Source organism: Shinella zoogloeoides (assembly GCF_030733845.1).
In the GTDB taxonomy this organism is placed as follows: domain Bacteria; phylum Pseudomonadota; class Alphaproteobacteria; order Rhizobiales; family Rhizobiaceae; genus Shinella; species Shinella zoogloeoides_C.
The window spans coordinates 3,937,743-3,958,821 of record NZ_CP132311.1 but is presented as its reverse complement, the minus strand read 5'-3'; the positions used below and the strand labels follow the sequence as shown (position 1 = coordinate 3,958,821).

The window sequence follows — 21,079 nt, the reverse complement described above, 5'->3', positions numbered from 1 at the left end:
ACCGGCACCGGGCGGGCGCTAGTCTCTTCTCATGACCGAAAAGCCGATGAGCATCACCGAACCGCAGCCCTTCCTCGAACGGGCGCGCCGGCAATTGCGCGGCCTCTATTTCGGGCGTGACCGGGAAGCTATCCGCTTCCAGGTGGCGATGCTGCTGCTCGACATCGCCGTGCTCTGCTTCTTCATCGCGGGGCCATATCTGCGCAAGGGCTCGGCCTACATCGTCATCGACTATTTCGTCGCCGTGGTCATCGCCTTCGAACTCGGCGCGCGGGCGCTGATCGCGCCGAACCTGCGCTACTGGGCGATGCGGCCGATGACCTGGGTGGACATCGTGATCCTCGGCACACTGCTGTTTCCCAACCAGTTGCACAACTTCGCCTTCCTGCGTGTGCTGCGCATCTGGGCAATCAGCCAGAGCAAGCTGGTCACGCTGCTTCTACGCCGGTTCGGCTATGGCGACCTGGAGGACATCATTCAGGCCTGCGTGAACTTCCTCGTCTTCCTCTTCCTGGTCACCGGCTTCGTCTACAGCAACTTCTTCTACAACGCGGACGGGTTCACCGGCTTCGTCGATGCACTCTACTTTTCCGTCGCCACGGTCACTACGACGGGTTTCGGCGACATTACGCTGCCCGGCACGCTCGGCAAGCTGACCTCCATCGTCACCATGATCATCGGCATCTCGCTCTTCGTGCGGCTCGCGCAGGCGATCTTCCGGCCCTTCAAGGTGAATTTCCCCTGCCCGCAATGCGGCCTCACGCGCCACGAAGCGGACGCCGTGCACTGCAAGGCTTGCGGCCATGTGCTGAACATTCCCGACGAGGGCGCCTGACGGCCTGCCGCCGAAACGGCTTGGAAAAGCCCTTTCAAAGGGATAGGACGTTTTGAAAGCCCTTGACGGGGCCGACCACGAGCCCGGGACCCGCCATGCCGCTTGCAGGAAAACGCATCCTCCTCGTCATCTCCGGCGGCATCGCCGCCTACAAGAGCCTCGATCTCATCCGCCGCCTGCGCGAGCGCGGCGCCGAGGTCCGGCCCGTCATGACGGCAGGCGCACAGCAATTCGTCACGCCGCTCGCCGTCGGGGCGCTTTCCTCCGGCCATGTCTATACCGACCTCTTTTCCCGCGAGGACGAGCAGGATGTCGGGCATATCCGGCTGGCGCGCGACTGCGACCTCATCGTCGTCGCTCCCGCGACGGCCGACCTGATGGCCAAGATGGCGAACGGCCTTGCCGACGACCTCGCCTCGACCGTGCTGCTTGCTACCGACAGGCCGGTCCTGATCGCGCCCGCCATGAATCCGAAGATGTGGGCGCATGCCGCGACACGCCGCAATGTCGAGACGCTACGTAAGGACGGCCTCTCCTTTATCGGTCCCAATGCCGGCGAAATGGCGGAAGGCGGCGAGGCGGGCCTCGGGCGCATGGCCGAGCCGTTGGAGATCGTCGCGGCCGCGGAAGGCCTGCTCGATGACAGCGCGAAACCGCTCGCCGACCGCAAGGCCATCGTGACCTCCGGCCCGACCCATGAGCCGATCGACCCGGTGCGCTATATCGCCAACCGCTCCTCCGGCCGCCAGGGCCATGCCATCGCCGCCGCCCTTGCCCGGCTCGGCGCCGAGGTGACGCTCGTTTCCGGCCCGGTCGCCCTGCCCGATCCGCATGGCGTCAAGGTCGTCAGGGTGGAACGGGCCGAGGAGATGCTTCAGGCCGTGCTCTGCGCGCTGCCGGCGGATATCGCCGTCATGGTCGCCGCTGTCGCCGATTGGCGCGTGGCGACGGCAAACACGGAAAAGATCAAGAAGAAACCGGGCGAAGGCCCGCCGCCGCTGATGCTGGCGGAGAACCCCGATATCCTCAAGACCGTCGGCCATCATGCGAAGCGTCCGAAGGTCGTCGTCGGCTTTGCCGCCGAGACGCAGGACGTGGAAAACAACGGCCGGGTGAAATTGCAGAAGAAGGGCGCCGACCTCATCGTCGCCAATGACGTTTCACCCGAAACCGGGATCATGGGCGGCACCCGCAACAGCGTGAAGCTGATCACCGCCGGCGGTGTCGAGCAATGGCCGGATCTCTCGAAGGACGACGTGGCGGCCCGTCTTGCCGGCTGGATCGCCGAACGGCTTACCTGACGAGGGCGAGCCTGGCTTCCATCGTGCCGGCCGGGCGGCCGGCGGGCGAGAAGATACGCACGTCGACGCCGTTTTCCCCGAGCACCACCGCGCTGCCGTCAGGGATTTCCACCCATGCTTCCGTGTCGTCGTTCAGCGGCTCGGAGACGAGGCAGTAGCCGCCCGTCGCGCCCATCGGCGCGGCATAGAGCGTCGGCGCCGCATAATCCGTCGCATAGCGCACCGCATAGAGCTGGTCGCCATCGGTGAAGGCAGCCGTGAAGCGCACGAGCACGCGGCGCTCCAGATGCGCGGCAAGACGCTCGACGAAGGCGATCGTCTCGGCCATGGCGCCGAGCGGATCGCGGGCAAGGCCGAATTGCAGCGCGAGCAGGAACAGCAGTTCCGAATCCGTCGAGCCGGTGCGGGCATTGTAGAGGTCGTTGTCGAGCATGGTTTCGAGCGGCCGGCGCAGATGCTCGAAATCGGCGATCTGGCCGTTGTGCATGAAGGACCAGATGCCGTTGACGAAGGGGTGGCAATTGTCGCGCCGCGTGCCGCCGCCCGTCGCCGCGCGCACATGGGCGAGGAAGAGCGGCGAACGGACCTGCCGGGCGATGCTTCTGAGGTTGCAGTCGGACCAGGCGGGCAGGATATCGCGGTAGCGGCCGGGCTCCGGCCGCTCGCCATACCAGGCGATGCCGAAGCCGTCGCCGTTGGTGGCCGTCTTGGCGCGGGTGGCGCAATGGGATTGTTCGATCAGCGAGTGAGCGGGCGAGGACACCAGTTCCTCGAGGTAAAGCGGCTCTCCGCGATAGGCTGCCCAACGGCACATGACGCAATTCTCGCTTCAAAGGACCGGCGCGAACCGGTGTTGGATCAAATGCATTAACCATGGCACTGCCCGGATTTTCAACGCAAATGGGAAAAATTGCGTTAACGAATGTAAACGGGCGGAAACCATGTGTGTCATGATGACGACATCGGCCGAAGCTGGCAGTTTCCGGCGGAACAGCCAGCTGCGCCCGCTGTTGACGGCGCGGCGCCAGCCTCTATCCTCATCCATCGCAGGATGGAGGACGGCAGGCATGCGGATCGACGGGCAATGCCATTGCGGCTTCGTGACCTATGAGGCCGAGATCGACCCGGATGCGGTCTCCATCTGTCATTGCACGGATTGCCAGCGGCTGACCGGCTCGCCCTACCGCGTGACCGCCAGCGTGCCGAGCACAGCCGTACGCCTCACCGGAAACCGGCCGAAGCTCTATACAAAGACCGCCGACAACGGTCGCAAGCGCCTGCAATATTTCTGCCCCGAATGCGGCTCGCCGCTCTTCACCACCGGCACCGGCGAGGATGCCGAAACCTGGGGCATCCGCTGGGGCAGCATCAACCAGCGCGCCGGCCTCAGACCGACGAGCCAGATCTGGTGCGATTCCGCCATGGACTGGTTCGGCGAGATCGCGGCGCTGCCCGGCGAGAAGCGGGATTGAACCGTGGCGACCGGGCGCTTCCAGATCGTCAGAACGGGCATCGACGGCATCGAGGCCGTGATGGCCGACAGCCGGCATAGTTTTGCCCGGCACACGCACGACACCTACGGCATCGGCGTCGTGGAACGCGGCGCGCAGGTATCGGCGAGCGGGCGCGGCATGGTCGAGGCCGAGGCCGGCAACACGATCACCGTCAACCCCGGCGAGGTGCATGACGGCGCGCCCTTGGGTGACGCCCCGCGCGCCTGGCGCATGCTCTACCTGCAGCCCGCCATCGTTGCGGCAGCGGCGCAGGACATCTTCGAGGGAGGGCCGCGCGAGGAATTCCACGCACCGGTGCTGGACGACCGGCGCATCGCGGGGCTCGTTTCGGCAACCCTCGCGATCCTGCTGGACCGGCACGCGGCGCGTCTCGGCCGCGACGAGCGCCTTCTCCTGCTGCTGGCCGCCGTGCTGCGCGAGCAGACACCGCATGAGAACAGCCTTGCCGCATCACCCATCGGCCGCGTCCGCGACCGGCTCGACGGCGATCCAGCCTCGGCCGTGACGCTGGAGGACCTTGCCGCAGAAAGCGGGCTCGGCCGTTTCCGGCTGGTGCGCGATTTCGCCCGCATCACCGGTCTGACGCCGCATGCCTACCTGCTCCAGCGCCGGACGGAGCTGGCACGCCGGCTGATCGCCGCCGGCAGGCCGCTTGCGGAAGCCGCCGTCGAGGCGGGTTTTGCCGATCAGAGCCACATGACGCGCAATTTCACGCGGCGCTACGGCTATACGCCCGGCGCCTACCTCGCCGCCCGCGCCTGAACTCCCGCAATTTCGTTCAAGACCACGCGCGTCCTTCCGGTGTTCCCTGCCCTTCCGAAGTCACAGGGAAACCGCCATGACCACCGAATTCCTCATCACCTCGCTCGTCGTCATCCTCCTGCCCGGCACGGGCGTGATCTACACGCTGGCGCTCGGCATCAGCGGCGGTTTTCGCGCGGGCCTCTTCGCCGCCTTCGGCTGCACGCTCGGCATCGTCCCGCATATCCTCGCTAGCGTCGTCGGCCTTGCCGCCGTGCTGCATGCGAGCGCCCTTGCCTTCGAGGTGCTGCGATATATCGGCGTCACCTACCTTCTCTTCATCGCCTGGAGCCTTGTGCGGGACAGCAGCACGCTTGATCTCGGGCCGCAACAGGCGCCGGCGGAGAAGGCATTCCGCATCGTGCGCAAGGGCATCCTCACCAATGTCTTCAACCCGAAGCTCTCGCTGTTCTTTCTCGCCTTCCTGCCGCAGTTCATCCCGGCGCAGGCGTCAAACGCCACTCAGCAGATGCTTGTCCTCGGTGGCGTCTTCATGCTGCTCACCTTTCTCGTCTTCGCCGTCTATGCCGCGCTCGCGGCCGGTCTGCGCCAACAGGTGCTGAGCCGGCCAAAAATCATGGTGTGGACGCAGCGCGGCTTCGCCGCCGCCCTCGGCCTGATGGGTCTCAGGCTTGCGCTGGCGGATCGCTGACGATCAGGCCCAGAGCGCGTGGAAGTGATGGAGCGGCCCATGGCCGGCGCCGACGGTGAGCGTATCCGACGCGCGCACGGCGCCGGCGATGAAGCTCTTTGCCTCGGCGACGGCATCGGCAAGCCGCCGCCCCTTGCCGAGTTCGGCGGCGATCGCGCTCGACAGCGAGCAGCCGGTGCCGTGGGTGTTGCGCGTCAAGACGCGCACGCCCTCAAACCAGCGCACCCCATCCGCCGTCGCCAACACATCAGGGCTTTCACCGCCGGCCAGGTGCCCGCCCTTCAGCAGCACCGCCTTCGGGCCGAGCGACAGCAGCCGCTTCGCCTGATCCTCCATGCCCTGCCTGTCGCCGGCCTCCCGCTCGCCCAGCAGGGCGGCCGCTTCCGGCAGGTTCGGCGTCAGCACCGCCGCGAGCGGCAGCAGGCGGCGGGTGAGCGCGGCCACGGCTTCCTGTGCCAGCAGCGAGGCGCCGCCCTTGGCCACCATGACCGGATCGAGCACCACCGGCGCGCCGCGATGATTTTGCAGGGCATCCGCCACGGCCTCGGCGATTTCCGCCGAGGCGATCATGCCGATCTTCACCGCATCGACCCTGATATCGCCGAACACATCGGCGATCTGCGCGGCGACGAAGGCCGGCGGCACGAGATGCACGCCGGATACGCCTTGCGTGTTCTGCGCCGTCAGCGCGGTCAGAACCGCCATGCCGTAGGTACCGCGCGCGGCGAAGGTCTTGAGATCGGCCTGGATGCCCGCGCCGCCCGAGGGATCGGAGCCCGCGATGGAAAGGATGTTTGCGATTGTCTCGGCCATTTCGCCCCCCTGCGGGCGGAAGCGGTCTCCGGACAGCGGCGATGCGGCCCGATCGACTCCCTCCGCCGGCATGATCCGGTTCAGGTTCAAAGGGTGCTTCTCAGCCCGCCGTTCGGCGGACGCCCCTGTCTCGGAGAGGTTTTCGCAAATGATGAGACACATGTCACCTTGAAAGTGACAGGTGTCCGTTAAGCCTTGGTGACGTGGTATTCCTTGATGGCGACCATCTTGATGGCCGAATAGCGCTCCGCCTCGTATCGCAGCGAGAAGGCGTCCTGCGCCAGGAATACCGGATCGCCATCGAGGTCGCGGGCGATGTCGCCGCGGCGCTGGGTGACGAACTTGTCGAGTTCGGCCGGGCTGTCCGACGAAATCCAGCGGCAGACGGAGAAGCGCGACATTTCGAAGGAGACCGGCAGGCCGTATTCCGCCGAAAGCCGCTCCTTCAGCACGTCGAGCTGCAGCGCGCCGACGACGCCGACGATGGCCGGGGAACCGTCTTCCGGCGAGAAGAGCTGCACGACGCCCTCCTCGGCCATCTGCTGGAGCGCCTCCTTCAGCTTCTTGGCCTTCATCGCGTCTTCCAGCCGCACGCGGCGCAGGATTTCCGGCGCGAAGTTTGGCACGCCCTCGAAGACCAGCGCTTCGCCTTCCGTCAGCGTATCGCCGATCCTGAGCGTGCCGTGGTTGGGGATGCCCACCACGTCGCCGGCATAGGCCGTATCGGCAAGCTGGCGCTGCGAGGCGAAGAAGAACTGCGGCGCCGACAGGCCGATCTGCTTGCCCGTGCGGGCAAGGCGCACCTTCATGCCGCGCTCCAGCATGCCGGAGCAGACGCGGGCGAAGGCGATGCGGTCGCGGTGATTGGGATCCATGTTCGCCTGGATCTTGAAGACGAAGGCCGTCATCCTGTCTTCCGACGCATGCACCTTGCGCACATCCGCCACCTGGTCGCGCGGCGGCGGCGCGAAGGCGCCGAGCGCGTTGATGAGGTCGCGCACCCCGAAATTCCGCAGCGCCGAACCGAAGAAGACCGGCGTCAGATGGCCTTCGAGGAACGCCTCGCGGTCGAACGGGCGGCAGGCCTCGCGGGCAAGCTCCAGCTCCTCGATGAAGGCGGCGCGCTCGTTTTCCGGCAGGTTGCCGGCGACCACTGCCGCATCCTCGATCTTCGTCGGCTGTACCTGGGTGTCCGATCCGCGGAAGGTGCGGTCGGCGAGGTGATAGGAACCGCAGAACGTCTTCGAGCGGCCGACGGGCCAGGTGACCGGCGCGGTATCGAGCGCCAGCTTCTCTTCCACCTCGTCGAGGATCTCGAACGGATCGCGGCTCTCGCGGTCCATCTTGTTGACGAAGGTGATAATCGGGATATCGCGCAGGCGGCAGACCTCGAACAGCTTCAGCGTGCGCGGCTCGATACCCTTGGCGGCGTCGATGACCATGACGGCCGCATCCACCGCCGTCAGCGTGCGGTAGGTGTCATCCGCGAAGTCCTCGTGGCCGGGCGTATCGAGGATGTTGAAGACGTTGCCGTCATATTCGAAGGTCATCACCGAGGTGACGACCGAGATGCCGCGCTCGCGCTCGATCTTCATCCAGTCCGAGCGGGTCTGGATGCGGTCCTTCTTCGCCTTGACTTCGCCGGCGAGCTGGATGGCACCGCCGAAAAGCAGCAGCTTTTCGGTCAGCGTGGTTTTACCGGCGTCCGGGTGCGCGATGATCGCGAAGGTGCGGCGGCGGGAGACCGCCTCGGCAAGGGTTTCGGCCATTTTCTGCAATATCCTGTGAGTTGCCGCGGTCTTTACAGTCTCCGCCGGGAAGATGCAATTGACGGGGTGGCACTGCCGCCGGCTTATGGGCGCATGAACGCGCACGCCCCTTCCCAGCCCACGCTCTCTCTCCTCCGCCTGCCACATGGTGAGGGCATCGAGCTTCCCGCCTACGAGACATCAGGCGCCGCCGGCATGGACCTGCGCGCCGCCGTCGAGGCCGACGCCCCGCTGACGCTCGCCCCCGGAAAGCGGGCGCTGGTGCCGACCGGCCTCGTCTTCGAAATCCCGCATGGCTACGAGGGCCAGATCCGCCCGCGCTCCGGTCTCGCCTTCAAGCACGGCATCACCTGCCTCAACACGCCCGGCACCGTCGACAGCGACTATCGCGGCGAGGTGAAGGTGCTGCTTGCCAATCTCGGCGACGAGCCCTTCGTCATCGAGCGCGGCATGCGTATCGCCCAGATGGTGATCGCGCCCGTCACGCAGGTTGCCGTGCGCGAGGCGACCCAGGCCAGCGAAACCGCCCGCGGCGCCGGCGGCTTCGGCTCCACCGGCGTGCGCTGAACCATGTCCGACCGCACCGGGCTGACCTTCCGCTCCAACTATTTCGGCGATCCCACGGCATGGCGCGCGCTCGCCGGCCTTATGCAGGACGTCTTCGGCATCGACGTGACGGTGCTGGACCGGCTCGGCGGGCCGGACCCGAGCAGCGTCGCCTTCGGCTGGTTCGATACGGCGGGCGCCTGCATCGCCAACTTCACCGCCTTTTCGCTGCCGCTCATGGTGGAAGGCCGTGTCGTGCGCGCGGCGGGCCTGCAATCGGGCGCGGTGCGGCCGGATCATCGCGGCCGGGGCCTTTATGGCGACGTCGTGCAGGCAGCGCTGGCGCATTGCGATGCGGACGGCTTCGAGGCCGTTGCGCTGCTGACCGATACGCCTGCGCTCTACCGCCGCCATGGTTTCGAACCCGTGGAGCAGCACCGTTTCGCCGGCCCGGCGCCTGCAGGTGGAACGGCGCGTCCCGTGCGCCGCCTCGAGATCGGAAATGCGGCGGACATGGCGCTGCTCGGCAGGCTGCTCGATGACCGCGAGCCGGTATCCAGTCGGTTTGCACCGTTGCGGCAGAAGGAAATGTTCCTCTTCAACGCGAGCCTGATGCCGGACCTGCGGCTCGACCTGATGGACGAGAACATCGTTCTTGCCTGGCAGGAGGGCGAGGATGGCGGCTTCGAGCTGCTGGATATTGTCGGCGCGCGCATTCCGGCGCTCGCGGACATTCTGGCGAGCCTCCGGATCGCGCCGTCACGGGCCGTCGTGCATTTCGCGCCCGATCGCCTGTCGTGGGAGGGCGAGGCTCTGCCCGATACAGGCGACATGACACTGATGCTGCGCACGCGAAACGGATTGCGGCCCAAGGGGCCTTTCGCCCTGCCGCCCATGGCGGAATTCTGATCCGCCGCCACGGATGGACGCTCTTGCCGGGGGCCATCGGCAGGCGTAGCCTGCCTCACCTTCCGGGAGCTCCCATGACCTTTGCCGTCCTTCTCGCCTATGCCGGCGCCCTGTTCATCGCCGCCATCATTCCCGGTCCCGGCGTGACCGCGATCGTCGCCCGTGCGCTCGGCTCCGGCTTCCGGCCGACCTTCTTCATGGGGCTCGGCCTCATCCTCGGCGACATGGTCTACCTGACGGCGGTCATTCTCGGCCTCGCCTTCATCGCGCAGACCTTCACCACAACCTTCATGCTGATCAAGTTCGCCGGCGCGCTCTATCTCGTCTACATAGCCTGGAAGCTCTGGACGACGGGCCTTCTGCCGCAGACCATCGAGGCACGGCGCTCGACCAGCATGACCGCCTCCTTCCTCTCCGGCCTGTTCGTGACGCTCGGCAACCCGAAGACCATGCTCTTCTACGTCGCGCTCGTGCCGACACTGATCGACCTCGACACGATCGGCCTCAGGGACTATGGCCTATTGCTGGGCGCGACCTTCGTGGTGCTTCTCGCCGTGCTCGTTCCCTATATGGCGCTCGCCTCGCGTGCCCGGCTTCTCCTCAGGCAGCCGAAGGCGCTGCAGCGCCTGAACCGCATTGCCGCGGGCATCCTTGCCGGCACCGCCGCCTATATCGCGACCCGCGCCGCATGAGGGACGATCCGGCTTTTGCCGGAGTGCAAGCCGATTATTCCGCTTTCGGCGTTTTTGCCGCGAAATCCGGACTCGTCTAAGGCGGAATTCCCTCCTACATTCTCCCTCAACGAGAACCGAGGAGCACCCGATGACCGACACACGCAAACCCGGCCGCGGCCGTATCTATGCCTCCATCACCGAGACCATCGGCGATACGCCGATCGTGCGGCTCGACAAGTTCGCGAAGGAAAAGGGCGTCAACGCCACCCTCCTCGCCAAGCTCGAATTCTTCAATCCGATCGCGTCCGTCAAGGACCGCATCGGCGTGGCGATGATCGAGGCGCTGGAAGCGCAGGGCAAGATCACGCCCGGCAAGTCGACGCTCGTCGAGCCGACCTCGGGCAATACCGGCATCGCGCTCGCCTTCGCCGCCGCCGCCAAGGGTTATCGCCTCATCCTGACCATGCCGGAGACCATGTCGATCGAACGGCGCAAGATGCTGGCCCTGCTCGGTGCCGAACTGGTGCTGACCGAGGGACCGAAGGGCATGAAGGGCGCGATCGCCAAGGCGGAGGAACTTGCGGCCACGATCGAGGGCGCCGTCATTCCCCAGCAGTTTGAAAATCCCGCCAATCCGGACATCCACCGCAGGACGACGGCGGAGGAAATCTGGAACGACACGGACGGCGCGGTCGACATCCTCGTCTCCGGCATCGGCACGGGCGGCACGATCACCGGCGCCGGCCAGGTGCTGAAGGCCAAAAAGCCCGGCGTGAAGGTCGTCGCGGTCGAACCAACCGACAGTCCGGTGCTTTCCGGCGGCAATCCCGGCCCGCACAAGATCCAGGGCATCGGCGCCGGCTTTGCCCCGGCCGTGCTCGACACGGCGATCTACGACGAGGTCGTGACCGTCTCCAATGACGAGGCCTTCGAGAATGCCCGCCTCGTCGCCCGCCTCGAAGGCGTGCCGGTCGGCATTTCCTCCGGCGCAGCGCTGGCCGCCGCCGCCAAGGTGGGCAGCCGCCCGGAAAACGCCGGCAAGACCATCGTCGTCATCATCCCCTCCTTCGCCGAGCGCTATCTTTCCACAGCGCTTTTCGAAGGCCTCGGGGGCTGACGTCAAACCGCCCGTCGTGCCGCACTCGCGACGGGCTACCCCTTCGCCCGCCCAGCAGCCTGAAACATGCTCCACCATCTCTCCCTCGGCGTCTCCAACCTGGAGCGCGCGGCAACGTTCTACGACGCGGTGCTGGCCCCGCTCGGTCATGTCCGCGTCTGGTCGGATATTCGTCCCGGCGAGCCGGACCAGGCCGTCGGCTACGGGCCGCCTGATGGCGGCGACAAGCTGGCCCTCAAGCAACAGGGCAATGCGGCCCGCGCGCCGGGCCCGGGCTTTCACATCGCCTTTGCGGCACCGAGCAGAAAGGCGGTCGAGGCCTTCCACGCTGCCGCCCTTGCCGCTGGCGGCACCGACAACGGCCCGCCGGGCCTTCGGCCGCACTACGGCTCGACCTATTATGCCGCCTTCGTCATCGACCCCGACGGGCACAGGATCGAAGCCGTCTTCAAGGGGCCGGCCTGACGCCGGTCAGCCGAGCTTAAAATCGGTATTCAGCGCTCGTACGCGTCAGGTTCCCTCCCTGATCACTAAGCAACTAAGCATCTGTCCAACACGCCCTCGCCGTCCGCAGCACGATGAATGATGGACAAGCCTCGACCGAATCGATCCGTCCGCCTTTCACCAGATCAGCCGCCACCAAATCAGCGGTCGGCTATCTCGTCGCCCACAACAGGCTCACGCCGCCGCGATCAGCCGCTCGCCGGCAATGCGGTAGGAGATCGCCTCCGCCAGGTGGATGCGGCCGACGACCGTGGCCTCGTCGAGGTCGGCGAGCGTGCGGGCGACCTTGAGGACGCGGTGATAGCCCCGCGCGGAAAAGCACATCTTCTCGGCCGCATCGCGCAGAAGCTGGAGACCGCCGGGATCGGGCTCGGCCATCTTTTCGACGAGCGCGGTCGAGGCACGGGCATTGCTCGTGACCGAGCCCATGCCGAGACGGGCGAAGCGGTCGATCTGCAAGGCCCGGGCCCGGGCGACGCGGCGGGCGACGGTTTCGCTCCGCTCCGCCGCCATGGGGCGCAGGAGGTCCGTCGCGGAGACCGCCGGCACGTCGATGCGGATATCGATGCGGTCCATCAGGGGGCCGGAGACTCGCGCCTGATAATCGCTCATGCAGCGGGGGCCGCGCGCGCAGGTGCGGCCCGGCTCGCCCGCCATGCCGCAGCGGCAGGGATTCATGGCCGCGACGAGCTGCACGGCGGCCGGATAGCTGACGCGGTGGTTTGCCCGCGCGATGATGCACTCGCCCGTTTCGAGCGGCTGGCGCAGCGCATCGAGCGCCTGCGGCGAGAATTCCGGCAGTTCGTCGAGAAAGAGCACGCCATTGTGGGCGAGCGAGACCTCGCCGGGTTTCGCCCGCGCGCCGCCGCCGACAAGCGCCGCCATGGTGGCGGAATGGTGCGGAGCGCGGAAGGGCCGGCGATCCGACAGCCGGCCGCCGGAGAGCTGGCCGGCAATGGAGTGGATCATCGAGACTTCGAGCAGCTCCGTCGGCGAGAGCGGCGGCAGGATGGCGGCAAGGCGCGCGGCGAGCATGGATTTGCCCGAGCCTGGGGGACCGACCATCAGCAGGTTGTGGCTGCCGGCGGCCGCCACCTCCAGCGCGCGCTTGGCGCTTTCCTGGCCACGGATATCGGCGAGGTCAGGCAGGTCCGCGGCGGATGCCCGGATCGCCGGCACCGGCCGCGACAGCACCTGCGTGCCCTTGAAATGATTGGCGAGCGCGATGAGGCTTCGCGGCGCCAGGATGTCGAGCCCGCCGCCGGCCCAGGCCGCCTCCGCGCCGTTTTCCGCCGGGCAGACGAGCCCCCTGCCGAGCGCATTCGCGCCCATCGCGGCAGGCAGGGCGCCGGCGACGGGCGCGATCGTGCCGTCGAGATTGAGTTCGCCGATGACGAGAAAACCCTCAAGCGCATCGCCGGGCACGGCGCCGAGCGCCATCATGAGGCCGAGCGCGATGGCGAGATCGTAGTGGCTGCCTTCCTTGGGAAGATCGGCGGGCGCAAGGTTGACCGTCACGCGCTTGGGCGGCAGCGAGAGGCCGGAGGCATGAAGGGCGGCCTGCACGCGCTCACGGCTTTCGGCGACCGCCTTGTCCGGCAGGCCGACGATCTGCATGCCCACCTTGCCGGGCGCCACCATGACCTGCACGTCCACGGGCACGCCCTCGATGCCCTGAAACGCAATCGTACCAACCCGTGCCACCATGATCGCCCCCGCTCGCCCCGGCCGAAAACGGTCTTCGAAGCCGCCCCAGGGTTGCATCCGCAAATCTGGCATGAAACATGGAATGAAACAAGAACAATTATAGAACTTGCGAAGGGATTTTCCACGCTTTGGTTGTGTTCGGTTGCATTCCTGGAACGAAGGCGGGACGTTCGCGAACGGAACGTCCCGCGCATGCCTTTTGCGGAAAGGTCAGCGCTTCTTCTCGATGGCGTCCCACAGGAGGGCGGCGATATCGGCGCCGCCGAAGTTCCTGACCTCGCGGATGCCGGTCGGCGAGGTCACGTTGATCTCGGTCATGTAGTCGCCGATGACATCGATGCCGACGAGCAGGAAGCCGCGCTCGCGCAGCGCCGGGCCGATGCGCGAGCAGATCTCCTTCTCGCGCGCCGTCAGCTCCGTCGCCTCCGGCCGGCCGCCGGCATGCATGTTGGAACGGGCGTCATGTTCGGCCGGCACGCGGTTGATCGCGCCGACCGGCTCGCCGTCGACGAGGATGATGCGCTTGTCGCCCTTGCGCACGTCCGGCAGGTATTGCTGGGCGATAAAGGGCTCGCGGAACATCTGGCCGAACATTTCGAGCAGCGAGGAGAGGTTGCGGTCGTCCTTGGTGGAATGGAAGACGCCGGCCCCGCCATTGCCGTAGAGCGGCTTGAGGATCATGTCGCCCATCTCGTCGCGGAAGCGGCGGATTTCGGCGGGATCGCGGGTGATCAGGGTTGCCGGCATCAGGTCGGCGAATTCGGTGACGAAGATCTTTTCCGGCGAGTTGCGCACCCAGGCCGGATCGTTGACGACGAGCGTCTTCGGGTGGATGCGCTCCAGCAGATGCGTCGAGGTGATGTAGGCCATGTCGAAGGGCGGATCCTGGCGCAGCAGCACCACGTCCATGGTCGAGAGGTCAACGCGCTCGGCTTCGCCCAGCGTGTAATGGTCGCCCCTGACGTCGCGCAGCTCCATCGGCTCGACGGTGGCGTAGACCTTGCCGTCGCGCAGGCTGAGCCGGCCGGGCGTGTAGTGGAAGAGCCTGTAGCCTCGGCTTTGCGCCTCGATGCTCATGGCGAAGGTGGAATCGCCCGCGATGTTGATGGTCGATACATGGTCCATCTGGACCGCGACGTTCTTGATCTTTGCCATGAAAAGTCCCCTGAGGATGCCCGACACATTTAGGATGCGTCAGGCGCTATGGCAACGGGCTCAGGCAAAGCCGTCGATGCGGCAGGTGATGAGGTCGTGGTCGGAGAGCGGCTTGCCGGCGGGAGAGAGCGAAGGAACGATCTCGACCTGCGAAACGGTAAGGCCGCGCGACAAAAACCAGTCGAGCTTCATCGCCCGCTCGGGCCAGCGGGTAATGAGGCTCGGGCGCGTGGTCATGACATCGAGCGGGCCGCCGTGGCGGGTGAAGCCGCGCTCGGCCGCCCGGGCGAAAAGCCCTTCGGCCTCGAAATCGCCGCCGGCATGGTTGCCGGTGTTGAGGTCCCCGCCGATCAGGATGGGCAGGCCGGGAAAGGCCGCGTCGAGCGCATTGATGAGGCCGATCATCTGGCGTTCCCGATAGATGGCCGTGGTGACGCTTTCCAGATGCGTCGACACGAGGACGATCGGGCCGGCTTCTGTATTGACCACACCGCCGATCGCCATGCGCTCGCCAAGGCGCGGCTGGTCGACCTCGCCGATGAACCAGAGGCGTTCGCCTTCGAGGCGCAGCAGGAAGGGTTCGTGCAGCGGCACGGTGGAAAGCAGGCCGTTGCCGTGCAGGCCGCGGCGGTTGAAATCGTCCTTGCAGAATTCGCGCTCCGTCTCGGAGCCGAGGCCGAGCTCGATGAACTCGACGCCGTAGAGATAGGCCATGCCAAGCTGCTCGGCGACCTCGGCCGTGGTGTGGCGCTGGCGCGTGCGGGCCATGCCGTCGTCCATTTCCGAGAGCAGCACGATTTCGGCGCCGGTGATGCCGAGATGTTCGGCGCTTTGCAGCGGGAACAGGCAGCGCTCCAGGTTCCAGGCGGCGACGGTGAAGGGGAAGGGCAGCGGCTCGGCGCGTTCGGCGCGGCCGCCCGTTTCCACGGCATTCATACAGGGCAGTTCCGCCATGCGGGCGTCATGCGCGGCGATGGTCTTTTCAAGGGCGGCGATCCCGGCGCGATCTTCCGCGCTCGGGGCGGCAAGCCGGTCTGTGGTGGTGCGGATCATCATGCGGTCGCCTCCAGAGCAGGAACGCTCGCGGCCAAGCTCTGTTCCGCGCCCGACCAGTCGATGCGGCGGCCGCTCGCACTGTCGAAGAAATGCAGCCTGAAGGGTGCGATGGAGAGCGAGGCGGTTTCGGGCAATGGGATCTCGGACGAGAGTGCAGCGACCAGCGACTGGTCACCGACGAGGCCGTGCACGAGGCGCTGCGCGCCCAGTTCCTCGACATAGTCGATCCGGAACGGCAGTGCGCCGTCCGCGCCGCGATGCAGGCGCAGGTCCTCGGCGCGCAGGCCGACGGTCACCGCGCCCTGCGTGGGGACCGATGCGCCGAGATCGATCAGCGCCGGGCCGAGCGCCAGCTTGCTGCCATGCACTTCGCCGCCCACGAGGTTCATGGCCGGCGAGCCGATGAAGCTCGCCACGAAGATGGTGGCCGGGCGGTGGTAGACATCGAGCGGGCGGCCGATCTGCTCGATCCTGCCGCCGGACAGCACGACGAGCCGGTCGGCGAGCGTCATGGCCTCGAGCTGGTCGTGCGTGACGTAGATCGAGGTGGTGCCGACGCGGCGCTGCAGGCGCTTGATTTCGCCGCGCATGGAGACGCGCAGCTTGGCGTCGAGGTTCGATAGCGGCTCGTCGAAAAGGAAGGCGGAGGGTTTGCGCACGATGGCGCGGCCCATGGCGACGCGCTGGCGCTGGCCGCCCGAGAGCGCGCGGGGCTTTCTTTCGAGATAGGGCTGGAGCTCCAGCATGCGGGCGGCTTCCGCCACACGCGCATCGATCTCGGCCTTCGGCGTGCGGCGGTTCTTCAGGCCGTAGGCGAGATTGTCGTAAACCGTCATGTGCGGGTAGAGCGCGTAGTTCTGGAAGACCATGGCGATGTCGCGGTCGGCCGGATCGACCTCGTTGACGGTGCGATCGCCGATCGTAACCTCGCCCTTGCTGATCGTCTCCAGCCCGGCGACCATGCGCAGAAGCGTCGACTTTCCGCAGCCCGACGGGCCGACGAGCACGATGAACTCGCCGTCGGCGATATCGATACTGACGGAGCTGACCGCGGTCACGCCGCCATTGTAGATCTTGGATACGTCCTTGATGCCGATCGATGCCATCGGAAGACTCCTTACTTGTCGCTTTCGGTGAGGCCCTTGATGAACCACCGCTGGAAGATCAGCACGATCATCACCGGCGGCAGCATGGCGAGGATCGCCAGCGCAAAGGCCTCGTTGTAGTCGGGAATGTTGGAGCCCACCCAGACGAGCAGGATCTGCTTGATGCCGCGCACCAGCGTGAAGAACCGCTCGTCCGTGGTCATCAGCGTCGGCCAGAGGTACTGGTTCCAGCCATAGACGAACATGATGATGAAGATGGCCGCGATCATCGTGCGCGAGAGCGGCACCAGGACGTCGATGAAGAACTTGAACGGGCCAGCCCCGTCGATGCGGGCGGCCTCCAGCAACTCCTCGGGCACGGACTTGAAGAACTGGCGGAAGAAGAAGGTGCCGGTGGCGGAGGCCAGCAGCGGCACGATGAGGCCGGTATAGGTGTTGGTCAGCGAAAGCTTGTTCATTACGGCATAGGAGGGGACGATCCGCACTTCGAGCGGCAGAAGCAGCGTCGTGAAGATCATCCAGAAGAACAGCGTGCCGAGCCTGAAGCGGAAATAGACGATGGCGTAGGCCGCCAGCATGGACAGCACGATCTTGCCCACCGCAAAGCCTACGCCGAGGATCAACGAATTCCAGATCATGCGCGCGCCGGTGATCTTGCCGGTGAAGCCGCCTTCGCGCGTCAGCACGGTGTTGTAGGTCTCGGTGAAATTGCCGCCCCAGGTGAGGGAGAGGCCGTTGCGGTGGATGTCGGCCGCGTCGTGGGTCGAGGTCATGAAGGCGACCACCACGGGCGCCACCATGACGAAGACGCCGAGGAGCAGGACGATATGATCGAACAGGCGGATACGGTTCATTGGCGGGCGCCCTCTCAGGTGTAGTGCACGCGCCGCTCGATGAAGCGGAACTGGAAGATGGTGAGCACGAAGACGACGATCATCAGGATGACGGACTGGGCCGAGGAGCCGCCGAGGTCATTGCCGCGGAACCCGTCCATATAGACCTTGTAGACGAGCGTGATCGGGTTGTTGGCGGCCTTGTCCTTCACCATCACGTCGATGACGCCGAACGTGTCGAAGAGCGCATAGGTCATGTTGATGATGAGCAGGAAGAAGGCGGTGGGCGCGAGCAGCGGCAGCGTCATCGTCCAGAAGCGCCGGAAACCCGAGCGGCAGTCGATGGCGGCGGCTTCCCGCACGGAGGCCGGAATGCTCTGGAGCCCCGAGAGAATGAAGATGAAATTGTAGGGAATCTGCTTCCAGGTCGAGACGATGATCATGGCGATCGCCGTGTCGTTGTAGTCGAGGCCGACCTTCATGTCCCAGCCGAAGAGGGCGGCGAATTTCACCAGCGGGCCGATATGCTGGTCGAAGAACATCATGCCCATGAGGCCGGCGACCGGCGGGGCGATGGCATAGACCCAGATGAGCAGCGTCTTGTAGGTGGAGCTGCCCTTCAGCACCGCATCCGCCTTCACGGCAAGCAGCATGCCGATGCCGAGCGAAAGGAAGGTGACGAGCGCCGTGAAGACTACGGTGAAGCGGGCGATCGACTGGTACTGCACGGAGCCGAGCGCGTCGGCATAGTTGCCGAGGCCGACGAAGGTGGAGCCGAAGCCGAAGGGGTCCTCCAGATAGAAGGACGACTGGATCGCCTGCACGGACGGCCAATAGAAGAACACGACGATGATCGCCATCTGCGGCGCGAGGAAGAGATAGGGCAGAAAAGGCGAGGAGAACTGCACGCGCTTCATAAGCGATCCTTTGTCAGCCCCCCTCATCCGGCCTGCCGGCCACCTTCTCCCCGCTGGGGAGAAGGGAAGATGTGGCAGCGTCGCCGGTCCCCCTCTCCCCCTGGGGAGAGGGTCGCCGAGCGAAGCGGAGGCGGGGTGAGGGGGAACCCTTCCCTATCAGCCGGCGGTCTTGGCGAAGCGGGCGAGCAGGTCGTTCGCTTCGGTTTCGATCGTCTTCAGACCGTCCTCGACCGAGGTTTCACCGGCGAAGATGCGGCCGTATTCGCGCTCCATGATCTCGCGGATCTGCGGGTAGAAGCCGAGGCGGTAGCCCTTCGACCAGTCACCCGACGGCAGCATGAGCTGCTGGATGCCGACTTCGGCGACCGGGGTCTTCTCGTAGTAGCCCTCGGACTTCGCCAGCTCGTAGGCCGCCTTGGTGATGGCGACGTAGCCGGTTGCCTGATGGTAGAACTTCTGGATTTCCGGCGAGGTCAGGAACTGGAAGAAGTCGGCGGTGCACTTGTTCTCGGCCTCCGGCTTGCCGGACATCGCAAAGAGCGCGGCGCCGCCGATGAAGGTGTTGGTGCCCGCACCCTTCACGCTCTGCCAATAGGGCAGGAAGGTCGCCGAGAACGGCTTCTGCGCGGTCTTCTGGAGGCCGCCGAACGAGCCCGAGGAGCCGATCCAGAAGGCGGCCTTGCCGTCCTCGAAGAGCTTCTGGTTGTCGTTCCAGCCGGCGCCGTAATAGCCGAAATAGCCTTCGTCTGCCCAGGCCTTGAGCTTGGTGAACATCATGACGAGGTTAGGATCCGTCATGCTGATCTTGGTGTCGGTGACCGAATCGTAGCCGTTGTTGTTCGTCGCGAACTGGATGTTGTGGCGCGAGAAGAAGTTTTCCGTGAACTGCCAGGTGAGCTGCGACTGGACGAGCGGCAGGTAGCCGGCTTCCTTGAGCTTCGGGGCAAGCGCCTCGAACTCTTCCCAGGTCTTCGGCGCTTCGGCGCCGATCTTCTCGAGGGCTTCGGTGTTGACATACATGATGGGCGCCGAGGAATTGAACGGCATGCCGACGAACTTGCCGTCGGGCGCAGCGTAGAAGTAGCGCACGCCCTCGATGAAGGCTTCGCGGTCGAAGGTGTGGCCGGCGCCGGTGATCAGGTCCTCGGCCGGGATGACCGCGCCCGGAGCGTTGATGATCGTCGCCGCGCCGGCGTCGAAGACCTGGAGGATGTTCGGCTGCTCGCCCGCGCGGAAGGCGGCGATGCCGGATGCGAGCGCTTCCTCGTAGGTGCCCTTGGAAACCGGCGTGATGACGCAGGCCGACTGGGCGGCGTTGAACTTCTGGGCGACCTCGTTGATGACCTCGCCGTTGCGGCCGGCCATGCCGTGCCACCAGGTGATGTCGGTGGCGGCCATCGACGTCGTGGCGGAGATTGCGAGTGCGAAACCTGCGAGGGAAAGCGGCTTGAACATGGGTTGCTCCTCTTCACCGGACTTGGTGTGAGGCGTGCACTAATGAGCGGCCATGACAGGCGCGTTACGCTTTCATGTCAGTTTCGTTACATTTTCCTTTTGATCAAAACGCATCTTCGAAGTGCCTGGGAAGCCGCCAGGGCAGGACCGCAACGATGTCATAGCGCAGCGAGAGGCGGTGGGCGTCCGGCTGGCGGGCGAGCCAGAGATCGCTCGCCGCGCGGATGCGCTGCTGGGCGGTTCCGGTGACGGCGAAGACGGCGCTGTCGAGATCGCGCCGCGCCTTCACCTCCACGCAGACGACGAGATCGCCGCGCTGCGCGATGATGTCGATCTCGCCGAGCTTGGTGCGATGGCGGATGGCGCGGATGCGGTAGCCCTTCACCATCAGATAGAGCGCGGCGGCATATTCGGAGACATGGCCCCAGCGGAAGGCCTTGAGCCTGTTCGGATCCGCCTGCCTATCCCGCATCGCCGCCCTTCAAATCGATGAGGCGCTGGTAGAGGTCGCGGCGCGGCAGGCCGGTCTGGCGCGCCGCCTCGGTCGCCGCCTTGCCGGCCGACATGTCCTTGACGAGCGCCGCCAGCAGCCGGTCGACATCCTCGGCCTCGGGTGCTGCCGCCTCGCCCGGCGGGCCGATGACGAAGACGATCTCGCCCTTGACGGTGTGGCCGTCGCCATAATGGGCCGCGAGGTCGCCGAGCGTGCCTCTGCGGAATTCCTCGAAGGTCTTGGTCAGTTCCCGGCAGACGCAGGCCGGACGCTCGTCGCCCAGCACCTCGGCCGCGGCCGCCACCGTCGCGGCGATGCGATGCGGCGATTCGAAGAACAGCAGTGTCGCGGGAACCTGCGCGAGCTCGGCGAGGCGGTCGCGCCGCGCCTTGTCCTTGGAGGGCAGGAAGCCGGCGAAGAAGAAGGCGTCGTTCGGCAGGCCCGAGCCGACGAGCGCGGCGAGCGGCGCGGAGGCACCGGGAATGGGCACGACGCGGTGGCCGGCGGCGATGGCGAGCAACGCCAGCCGGTAACCCGGATCGGAGACGAGCGGCGTGCCGGCATCGGAGACCAGCGCCACGGACTTGCCGGCGTCCAGCGCGGCGATGAGCCGAGGCCCCGCCTCGTCCGCATTGTATTCGTGATAGGCATAGGGCCGGTTGACGATGCCGTAGCGGTCGAGCAGCACGCGGGTCACGCGCGTGTCCTCGCAGGCGAGCACATCGGCGCCGGCCAGCGTTTCGAGCGCCCGCAGCGTGATATCGGAGAGATTGCCGATGGGCGTCGCGACCAGGTAGAGCGCCGGCTCCAGCGGCCGGGCCGGGATGACGGCATTGTGCAGGCGAAACGTCTTTCCGCCCTCGCCCGCCCCGCTTGCCGTCATGTCTTCCCGCATCGTCCGCCACCTTTCTTTTGTCTCCTT

The 21,079-nt window shown here is 66.2% G+C and carries 22 protein-coding genes and 1 riboswitch; of the genes, 10 read left to right on the top strand and 12 right to left on the bottom strand.

Translation table 11 applies throughout. The features are described 5' to 3' along the window. Positions 1-46 precede the first annotated feature (46 nt). The gene (locus tag Q9316_RS20435) at positions 47-835 is read left to right on the top strand and encodes a potassium channel family protein (RefSeq protein ID WP_306033382.1); all 789 of its coding nucleotides are present in this window, start codon (positions 47-49) and stop codon (positions 833-835) included. A 95-nt stretch (positions 836-930) separates the two neighbouring features. Further along, positions 931-2,136, top strand: a complete 1,206-nt coding sequence (gene coaBC / locus Q9316_RS20430; RefSeq protein ID WP_306033381.1) for a bifunctional phosphopantothenoylcysteine decarboxylase/phosphopantothenate--cysteine ligase CoaBC — start codon at positions 931-933, stop codon at positions 2,134-2,136. Here the strand turns inward: coaBC and Q9316_RS20425 are convergent. Further along, the gene (locus tag Q9316_RS20425) at positions 2,129-2,950 is read right to left on the bottom strand and encodes a class II glutamine amidotransferase (RefSeq protein ID WP_306033380.1); all 822 of its coding nucleotides are present in this window, start codon (positions 2,948-2,950) and stop codon (positions 2,129-2,131) included. The two genes, coaBC and Q9316_RS20425, sit on opposite strands and share 8 nt — an antisense overlap. Positions 2,951-3,203: 253 nt before the next feature. On the opposite strand from Q9316_RS20425, the gene Q9316_RS20420 reads away from it, so the two are divergent. The 3 genes from Q9316_RS20420 (at position 3,204) to Q9316_RS20410 (ending at position 5,103) form a co-directional block, all read left to right on the top strand. Beyond that, the gene (locus tag Q9316_RS20420) at positions 3,204-3,608 is read left to right on the top strand and encodes a GFA family protein (protein WP_306033379.1); all 405 of its coding nucleotides are present in this window, start codon (positions 3,204-3,206) and stop codon (positions 3,606-3,608) included. A gap of 3 nt (positions 3,609-3,611) precedes the next feature. Further along, positions 3,612-4,412, top strand: a complete 801-nt coding sequence (locus Q9316_RS20415; RefSeq protein ID WP_306033378.1) for an AraC family transcriptional regulator — start codon at positions 3,612-3,614, stop codon at positions 4,410-4,412. Positions 4,413-4,488: 76 nt separating this feature from the next. After that, positions 4,489-5,103 carry a LysE family translocator gene (locus tag Q9316_RS20410; RefSeq protein WP_306033377.1) on the top strand — a complete coding sequence of 205 codons (615 nt, stop codon included), beginning with the start codon at positions 4,489-4,491 and terminating at the stop codon, positions 5,101-5,103. Positions 5,104-5,106: 3 nt separating this feature from the next. On the opposite strand, the gene thiD is transcribed toward Q9316_RS20410, so the two are convergent. Beyond that, on the bottom strand, positions 5,107-5,916 hold the full coding sequence (gene thiD, locus Q9316_RS20405; protein WP_306033376.1) for a bifunctional hydroxymethylpyrimidine kinase/phosphomethylpyrimidine kinase: 810 nt from the start codon (positions 5,914-5,916) through the stop codon (positions 5,107-5,109). Between the two features lie 40 nt (positions 5,917-5,956). Continuing rightward, positions 5,957-6,053: riboswitch (TPP riboswitch) on the bottom strand. A gap of 51 nt (positions 6,054-6,104) precedes the next feature. Next, entirely contained in the window at positions 6,105-7,685 is a 1,581-nt protein-coding gene (locus Q9316_RS20400; protein ID WP_306033375.1) for a peptide chain release factor 3, read from the bottom strand. Positions 7,686-7,778: 93 nt separating this feature from the next. Here Q9316_RS20400 and dut point away from each other — a divergent pair, with 93 nt between their 5' ends. The 5 genes from dut (at position 7,779) to Q9316_RS20375 (ending at position 11,396) form a co-directional block, all read left to right on the top strand. Next, positions 7,779-8,252, top strand: a complete 474-nt coding sequence (dut, locus tag Q9316_RS20395) for a dUTP diphosphatase (protein WP_306033374.1) — start codon at positions 7,779-7,781, stop codon at positions 8,250-8,252. 3 nt (positions 8,253-8,255) lie between these two features. Continuing rightward, on the top strand, positions 8,256-9,140 hold the full coding sequence (locus Q9316_RS20390; protein WP_306033373.1) for a GNAT family N-acetyltransferase: 885 nt from the start codon (positions 8,256-8,258) through the stop codon (positions 9,138-9,140). A gap of 74 nt (positions 9,141-9,214) precedes the next feature. Beyond that, positions 9,215-9,832 (top strand): LysE family translocator, encoded by a 618-nt coding sequence (locus Q9316_RS20385; protein WP_306033372.1) that lies wholly within the window; start codon positions 9,215-9,217, stop codon positions 9,830-9,832. Positions 9,833-9,962: 130 nt separating this feature from the next. Next, a complete protein-coding gene (gene cysK / locus Q9316_RS20380) occupies positions 9,963-10,931 on the top strand; it encodes a cysteine synthase A (RefSeq protein ID WP_306033371.1) in 969 nt (322 codons plus the stop codon). 66 nt (positions 10,932-10,997) lie between these two features. After that, positions 10,998-11,396: a VOC family protein gene (locus tag Q9316_RS20375; RefSeq protein WP_306033370.1), complete on the top strand. Its 399-nt coding sequence runs from the start codon at positions 10,998-11,000 to the stop codon at positions 11,394-11,396. Positions 11,397-11,609: 213 nt separating this feature from the next. On the opposite strand, the gene Q9316_RS20370 is transcribed toward Q9316_RS20375, so the two are convergent. The 9 genes from Q9316_RS20370 to rsmI form a co-directional block, all read right to left on the bottom strand. Further along, positions 11,610-13,142 (bottom strand): YifB family Mg chelatase-like AAA ATPase, encoded by a 1,533-nt coding sequence (locus tag Q9316_RS20370; protein ID WP_306033369.1) that lies wholly within the window; start codon positions 13,140-13,142, stop codon positions 11,610-11,612. Between the two features lie 210 nt (positions 13,143-13,352). Further along, on the bottom strand, positions 13,353-14,297 hold the full coding sequence (gene gshB, locus Q9316_RS20365; protein WP_306033368.1) for a glutathione synthase: 945 nt from the start codon (positions 14,295-14,297) through the stop codon (positions 13,353-13,355). A 60-nt stretch (positions 14,298-14,357) separates the two neighbouring features. Next, positions 14,358-15,350: an endonuclease/exonuclease/phosphatase family protein gene (locus tag Q9316_RS20360; RefSeq protein ID WP_306035375.1), complete on the bottom strand. Its 993-nt coding sequence runs from the start codon at positions 15,348-15,350 to the stop codon at positions 14,358-14,360. Beyond that, on the bottom strand, positions 15,350-16,459 hold the full coding sequence (gene ugpC / locus Q9316_RS20355) for a sn-glycerol-3-phosphate ABC transporter ATP-binding protein UgpC (protein ID WP_306033367.1): 1,110 nt from the start codon (positions 16,457-16,459) through the stop codon (positions 15,350-15,352). Before ugpC ends, Q9316_RS20360 begins: the two co-directional genes overlap by 1 nt. Positions 16,460-16,470: 11 nt before the next feature. Beyond that, positions 16,471-17,313 (bottom strand): sn-glycerol-3-phosphate ABC transporter permease UgpE, encoded by an 843-nt coding sequence (ugpE, locus tag Q9316_RS20350; RefSeq protein ID WP_306033366.1) that lies wholly within the window; start codon positions 17,311-17,313, stop codon positions 16,471-16,473. Between the two features lie 14 nt (positions 17,314-17,327). Further along, positions 17,328-18,209 (bottom strand): ABC transporter permease subunit, encoded by an 882-nt coding sequence (locus tag Q9316_RS20345; RefSeq protein WP_306033365.1) that lies wholly within the window; start codon positions 18,207-18,209, stop codon positions 17,328-17,330. A 156-nt stretch (positions 18,210-18,365) separates the two neighbouring features. After that, entirely contained in the window at positions 18,366-19,664 is a 1,299-nt protein-coding gene (locus Q9316_RS20340; protein WP_306033364.1) for an extracellular solute-binding protein, read from the bottom strand. A gap of 103 nt (positions 19,665-19,767) precedes the next feature. Continuing rightward, positions 19,768-20,136: a YraN family protein gene (locus Q9316_RS20335; RefSeq protein WP_306033363.1), complete on the bottom strand. Its 369-nt coding sequence runs from the start codon at positions 20,134-20,136 to the stop codon at positions 19,768-19,770. Then, positions 20,126-21,052, bottom strand: coding sequence for a 16S rRNA (cytidine(1402)-2'-O)-methyltransferase (gene rsmI / locus Q9316_RS20330; protein ID WP_306033362.1), 927 nt, complete (start codon positions 21,050-21,052; stop codon positions 20,126-20,128). Before rsmI ends, Q9316_RS20335 begins: the two co-directional genes overlap by 11 nt. Between the last annotated feature and the right edge of the window lie 27 nt (positions 21,053-21,079).